This is a genomic window from Cyanobium sp. BA20m-14 (assembly GCF_024346295.1).
In genome coordinates this window covers 1-5,701 of the sequence record NZ_JAGQCR010000204.1, presented here as the reverse complement: position 1 = coordinate 5,701, position 5,701 = coordinate 1, and the positions used below count along the sequence as shown (strand labels likewise).

At 66.5% G+C, this 5,701-nt stretch carries 5 protein-coding genes; 4 read left to right on the top strand and 1 reads right to left on the bottom strand.

Going from position 1 to position 5,701, the window contains the following annotated elements; all coding sequences use genetic code 11:
• Positions 1-224: 224 nt before the first annotated feature.
• Complete coding sequence (locus KBZ07_RS15280; RefSeq protein ID WP_254932412.1) at positions 225-1,556, bottom strand: cytochrome P450; 1,332 nt, start codon at positions 1,554-1,556, stop codon at positions 225-227.
• A gap of 182 nt (positions 1,557-1,738) precedes the next feature.
• Here KBZ07_RS15280 and KBZ07_RS15275 point away from each other — a divergent pair, with 182 nt between their 5' ends.
• The 4 genes from KBZ07_RS15275 to KBZ07_RS15260 are packed head-to-tail and all read left to right on the top strand — an operon-like array spanning position 1,739 to position 5,506.
• Positions 1,739-2,416 (top strand): peroxiredoxin-like family protein, encoded by a 678-nt coding sequence (locus KBZ07_RS15275; protein ID WP_254932413.1) that lies wholly within the window; start codon positions 1,739-1,741, stop codon positions 2,414-2,416.
• 59 nt (positions 2,417-2,475) lie between these two features.
• A complete protein-coding gene (locus KBZ07_RS15270; RefSeq protein ID WP_254932411.1) occupies positions 2,476-3,276 on the top strand; it encodes a methyltransferase domain-containing protein in 801 nt (266 codons plus the stop codon).
• Positions 3,260-4,441, top strand: a complete 1,182-nt coding sequence (locus tag KBZ07_RS15265) for an NAD(P)/FAD-dependent oxidoreductase (protein WP_254932410.1) — start codon at positions 3,260-3,262, stop codon at positions 4,439-4,441. The genes KBZ07_RS15270 and KBZ07_RS15265 overlap by 17 nt, the downstream gene beginning before the upstream one ends.
• Positions 4,442-4,447: 6 nt before the next feature.
• Positions 4,448-5,506, top strand: coding sequence for a type III polyketide synthase (locus tag KBZ07_RS15260; protein WP_254932409.1), 1,059 nt, complete (start codon positions 4,448-4,450; stop codon positions 5,504-5,506).
• The last annotated feature ends 195 nt before the right edge of the window (positions 5,507-5,701 follow it).

Below are 5,701 nucleotides of genomic sequence, written 5' to 3'. Positions count from 1 at the left end.
CAGACGCTCGCGCAGGACTGCGGCGGTGCTCCCATCCCGGCAGGGCAGGGTGAGGCGGTGACCGGCCTGAAGCAGCAGGGCCGCTGCCTGAAAACCAATCCCGGAGCTGCCACCGGTGAGCAGGATGTGGCGGCCCACTCCAGCGCTGGGCTCATTAACCGCCATGGCTCCTGTTCCCGGCACCATCTCATTCTGTTTCCCCAGCTGTTCTCCCAGCTGCTCGCTCAGCGCAGACACGGCCGTACCAGAAGACCATCCTGCGGGGATGGGCTGGGAATGACCTTGAGCGTCAGGTCTTGATCCGGCTCCAGCACCAGATTCAGCTGTTTGAGCAGTCCCACCGCCAGCAGGCGTATCTCCAGCTCGGCCAGAGCCTTGCCCAGGCAAACCCGCTCCCCACCGCCGAAGGGCAGCAGGGCGGCTGTGCTTTCTCCGCAGAGATGGCGCTGGGGCCGGAAAGCCTCCAGATCCTCTTCTTTGCTGCCATAGCGGTGGCTGGCGGTGATGCTCACCTGCACCACCAGATCGGCCGGAATCTGCACATCAGCCAGCACAATCGACTCCCGGGTGCGACGAAAGAAGCCACCCACCGGCGGTGCCAGCCGCATCACTTCTTTAAGCACCGCATCGAGACGCGGAGCGCGGCTGGCGTCGTAGGCGCCTAACTCCTCCCCCTGGGCCGGGGGCCAGGCCAGGCCGTCGAGCTCCTGCTGCAGCCAGACCAACTCAGATGGATTTTGCAGCAGGCTCAGCAGCAGACAACTCAGGGAAGATGCGGTGGTTTCGTAGCCGGCGAACAGCAGCAGGAGCAGCTGCTCGGCTACGTCGTCGTCACCCAGAGGCAGACCGGCTTCATCCAGGCCACCGGCTAGCAGATCGAGCCCGCCAGCTGCCAGGGGTGCTCCGGCAGCAGCGGCGCCCTGGGCCTTCTCGAGCACGGCACCCAGACGGCGCAGCAAGCGTTGGCGGGCCTGAAGAGCTCGGGCGTAGGGGCTGCCCGGCAGGGCAAAGGGCAAGGAGAAGAGGCCCCGACACCAGGTTTCGAAATCCTCAAATAAAACCTCGCGATCGACACCACCGAGCCCCAGCACCGTGCTGGCAATCACGCTGAAGGCAAAGCGTCTCAGCTTTGGCACCAGGGCCACTGGCGCTGGCTCAGCCAGCAGCTCCCGATGGAGGTCATCGACCAGCTCAATGATCGCCGGGCTGTAGCGCTTCAAGGCAGCTGAGGCAAACAGCTGGCCCACCACCCGCCGACGGGCCTTGTGATCGGCACCGTTGCGGTTTGCCAGGGACAGGGGGCCCAGCAGCTTGCGCACACTCTCCGGCCACCAGCCCTCAAGGGCATCCCCCTGGGCGAACAGGTCGTTGATCGCCCTCTGCCCCCGGATGAATACGGTGCGCTGCCCCAGCAGGGTGGTGCCGTAGACATCGCCATAGCGCTCGAAACGGGAGCGGGCGAAATCGGGATCACGCAGGAAGGAGAGGGTTTCGAGCACTCCGCTCACGGCAGGCGTGGTTGGCAAGGGACGCAGGGCGACGGGATTGGGCGACAACCAGGCATCTCCAGGGGGAACTCCAGGTTGTCGGATCGCAACCGGCATCGCGCCACGATGGATGCTCCTTGAGCGCCCCAATCCCCGTGAACAGCACAGATTCGAGCTCGACTACTCAGGGTGCCGAGGCAAAATCCAGGGGCGCCGCTGAGCTGCTGGAGCGCCTGGCTGGCGTGGCGGGGATGGGGCCGGGTCAGCGCCGCCTGGTGGTGCTGCTACCCCAGTTAGGGGATTTCGACAGCATCGAATACGCCCAGGCCCTGGTCCCCGCCTTGCCACAGCTGGCGTCTGCTGGCATCGCCGTGCTGGCGATCGGCATCGGCCGGGCCGCCGGAGCCTATCGCTTTTGCCAGTTCACAGGCTTTCCCCGCGAGCGCCTGCTGGTAGACGCAGACCCGCAGTTGCACCGTGCCCTGGGCCTCTACGAAGGCCTGCAGCAGCTGGGCGGCCCCTGGCCGAACCTGCTTTTGATGTGCGCCGGCATCGGCTCCCCCGGCACCCTGGCCGAGGTGCTGCGCGGCTACACGGGCGATCGAGCAGCTCCCCAGCGAATCGCCGACGATGAGACCATCCAGGCCGGCCCCCTGCCGCCGATCAAGGGTTCGTTCTTTGCCAGGGCCGGCGGGACAGGATTCCAACGCCCCTTCGAGCTGGCCACGGTCCGCCTGCGCAACATGGGCGAGGTACTGGGCAACTGGCGCACCTACGTGCCATGCGACGACTTCCTCACCCAGCGCGGCGGCACCTTCCTGCTGGAAAAGGACGACACCTTGCTCTACAGCTTTAAAGACCGCGGCATCCTCGGCTTTTCGGCAACCATGGCCAGGCCGCTCAGCTTCCTGGATCCTTACCTCGCCTGAATCCCCAGCTGCCCCATCGGCGGAACCGCTTGCAGCGCCAGCGCTCCTAGGCTTGGGGCGTGACAGGAACCCACCTGGAGAGTTTGGAGCTCAAGTCCCCTGATCTCCAGACGGCCCTGGCGGTGCCACTTCCCCAGTTGTGGAGTGGGCTGGGCCAACGGCAGCTGAGGCCTGAGCTGATGGATCAGACCGGCCTTGATCCCCAGGCCCATCAGGCAGCCCTGCTTGGCCTGGCCCGCATCAATGCACTCACCCGCAGTGCCGCCTGCTTCTTCCCCGCCATCCGGCGCCTGGCGAGCAAGCTGCCGTCGCAGCGGTTACGCCTCCTGGATGTGGCCTGCGGTGGGGGCGACACGGTGCGGGCCATCAGTCGCCTAGGACGCAGGGAGGGGCTCGATCTGGAGGTACACGGCTGCGACATCAGCGCCGAAGCCGTCGCTCTCGCCAGCGCAGCGGCCGAGGCGGAGGGCCTTGAGGCCCATTTCTTCCAGGCCGATGCGATTGGGACCCCACTCCCAGGCGGTTATCACCTAATCACCACGTCCTTGTTTCTGCATCACCTCAGGGAGGCCGATGCGGAATCCCTACTGCGCTCCATGGCAGCAGCCACCCTCGATCAGCTGTTGGTGCACGACCTAATCCGCAGCCATTTAGACCTGCTGCTCACCTGGGCCGGCACCCGGCTGCTGAGTCGCTCGCCGATCGTGCGGATCGATGGGCCACTCTCGGTGGGGGGTGCCTTTGAGCTCGAGGAAGTGGCCCAGCTGGCCAGGACAGCTGGACTGGCGGGCGCGCGGATCAGCCGTTTCTGGCCAGAGCGCTTCCTGCTCTCCTGGAGCCGAAATGCCCCCAGCTCCTGAGCCGCTTCTGGAGCAGATCGCGACCTGCTGGGATGTGGTGGTGGTGGGTGCGGGACCGGCCGGCGCCCTAGCGGCCCATGGCCTCGCCAGTCGCGGCGTGCGGGTGCTGCTGGTGGAGCAGCGCCACTACCCCCGCTGGAAGGTCTGTGGGGCCTGCCTCAGCCCCCAGGCCCTGGCAGTCCTTGAGGCCGCTGGCCTAGCCGAGCTGGTGGCGACTGAAGGGGGCCTTCATCTGCAGCAACTGCATTTGGGGGTGGCTGGCCTGGTGAGCCCGATCGCCCTGGGAGGAGGCCGGGTCCTGTCCCGCTCACGCCTGGATCTGGCGCTGCTGCAAGCGGCTAAAGCTGCTGGTGCCACGGTGCTGACGGGCACCAGGGCCATGCTGGGCACGCCAGCCGCTGGCTTAGAGCCATGGCGGGAGGTGGTGCTGCAAAAAGGCAGCGCGCGCCGGAGTGTCAGCGCCAAGGTGGTGTTGATTGCGGCGGGTCTCACCCACCGCGCCCTGGGGGGCGAGGCGGAGATAAACACCAAGATCGAACCCCACAGTCGGATGGGGGCCGGGTGTGTTCTGCCCGGGGAAGCTGCCGCCCTTGTGCCCGGTGTGCTGCAGATGGCCGTGGGCCGGGGCGGCTATGTGGGCCTGGTGCGGGTGGAGGGCGGCGAGATCAACCTGGCCTGTGCCTTCGATCGGGCCTTGCTGCAGGGCAGCGGCGGGGCGGCCGGGATCTGCCAACAGATCCTGGCGGAGGCGGGCTTTGCGCCACTGCCCGCCCTGGAGGTAGCGGCCTGGCAGCTCACCGCAGCGCTCAGCCGCCGCACACGCCCCATCGCAGGCCACCGCCTGCTGCTGCTGGGGGATGCCGCCGGCTACGTGGAGCCCTTCACCGGCGAAGGCATGGGCTGGGCCCTGACCTGCTCCCTGGCTGCCCTGCCCCTAGTGCTGCGGGGAATGGAGCACTGGGATAGCTCCATCGAGACAGACTGGCGCGGCCTTCACCACCGCTGGGTGACGCAGCGGCAGAGCTTCTGCCGAGCTCTGGCGCAGGTGTTGCGGCACCCCGGAGCCAGCTGGGGGCTGCACAGGCTGGCTGGGACCTTCCCCTCGATCGCCGGCTCCATGATTGGGCTTCTGCAAAGGCCCGCCCTGCCCTGCTCGACGGCCTGATCAACCATGCCCCTGTCCTTGATTGGTCTTGGCACAGCGGTGCCGCAGAGGCGCCTCAGCCAGCGTGAAACGCTGGAACTGGCACCGCAAATGCGCGATGCCAGCCCCCGCCAACAACTTCTGCTGGAGCGGATCTACCAGCGCTCGGGCGTGGCGCATCGCCACTGCATCCCCCTGCCTGATGCCACCAACCCCTCCACGGCCGAGCGTATGAGGCGCTACCAGCCCGCAGCGCTGGAGCTGGCCCTAGGCGCTTCCCGCCTGGCACTTGAGGATGCCGGCATCGAGCCAAGCGCGATTACCCACCTGATCACCGTGTCGTGCACGGGCTTCGGCGCCCCTGGCTTCGACCTGGCCCTAATAGCCAGCCTGCCGCTGGCGATGGATGTGGCACGAACCCATGTGGGTTTTATGGGCTGCCACGGGGCGTTCAACGGACTGAGGGTGGCGCGGGCATTTGTGGAGGCCGATCCCAGTGCCTGCGTGCTGCTGTGTGCGGTGGAGCTGTGCAGCCTTCACCTGCAGGAGGGCTGGAACCCGGACCACATCGTGGCCAATTCCCTGTTCGCCGATGGGGCCGGTGCTGTGGTGGCGGTGGGTTCGGCAGGCGGTGGGGACGGCTCGAGCAGTCGCAAGGGATTGCAGCTGGTCAGCTCGGCCTCGACGGTGCTTCCCGGCAGCGAAGAACTGATGGGATGGGTCATTGGGGATCACGGTTTTTCGATGGTGCTCTCGCCCCAGGTGCCCAGTCGCATCGCGGCGAACCTAATTCCATGGCTGGAGTGCTGGCTGGCGACCCAGGGCCTGGCCTTGCCAGAGGTGGAAACCTGGGCAATTCATCCAGGCGGCCCCCGCATTCTCAGGGCAGTGCTGAAGAGCGCGGGGTTGGAGCCGGCTCAAATTGATCTGTCCACCGAGGTGTTACACCAATTCGGCAACATGTCTTCAGCCACGATTCTGTTCATTCTGGAGCGACTACGCGCCACGCCCGGCCCAGGGCCATGCCTGGCCCTGGGGTTCGGCCCGGGGCTCACTGTTGAAGCCGCGTTGCTTATGCGGCGGTAGTCCATCTGATGGTGGATATATCAAAGGGCCGCCAACAAAAAACCCCCTTCTTGCGAGGGGGCCGGGGGGATTCCGTTTATGAGTTGGCCTTAGCCAGGCTGTTAAGCCTCAGCCGATAACAGGTGCGGTTAGTGCCACGGGGGTGGCAGTAGCAGCAGCCAGGTCAAGCGGGAAGTTGTGAGCGTTGCGCTCGTG

What these genes read in the sequence shown, in the direction of transcription:
- KBZ07_RS15265 (WP_254932410.1), top strand. Translation starts at nt 3,260, where the DNA reads ATGCCCCCAGCTCCTGAGCCGCTTCTGGAGCAGATCGCGACCTGCTGG.
- KBZ07_RS15275 (WP_254932413.1), top strand. Translation starts at nt 1,739, where the DNA reads ATGGGGCCGGGTCAGCGCCGCCTGGTGGTGCTGCTACCCCAGTTAGGG.
- KBZ07_RS15260 (WP_254932409.1), top strand. Translation starts at nt 4,448, where the DNA reads ATGCCCCTGTCCTTGATTGGTCTTGGCACAGCGGTGCCGCAGAGGCGC.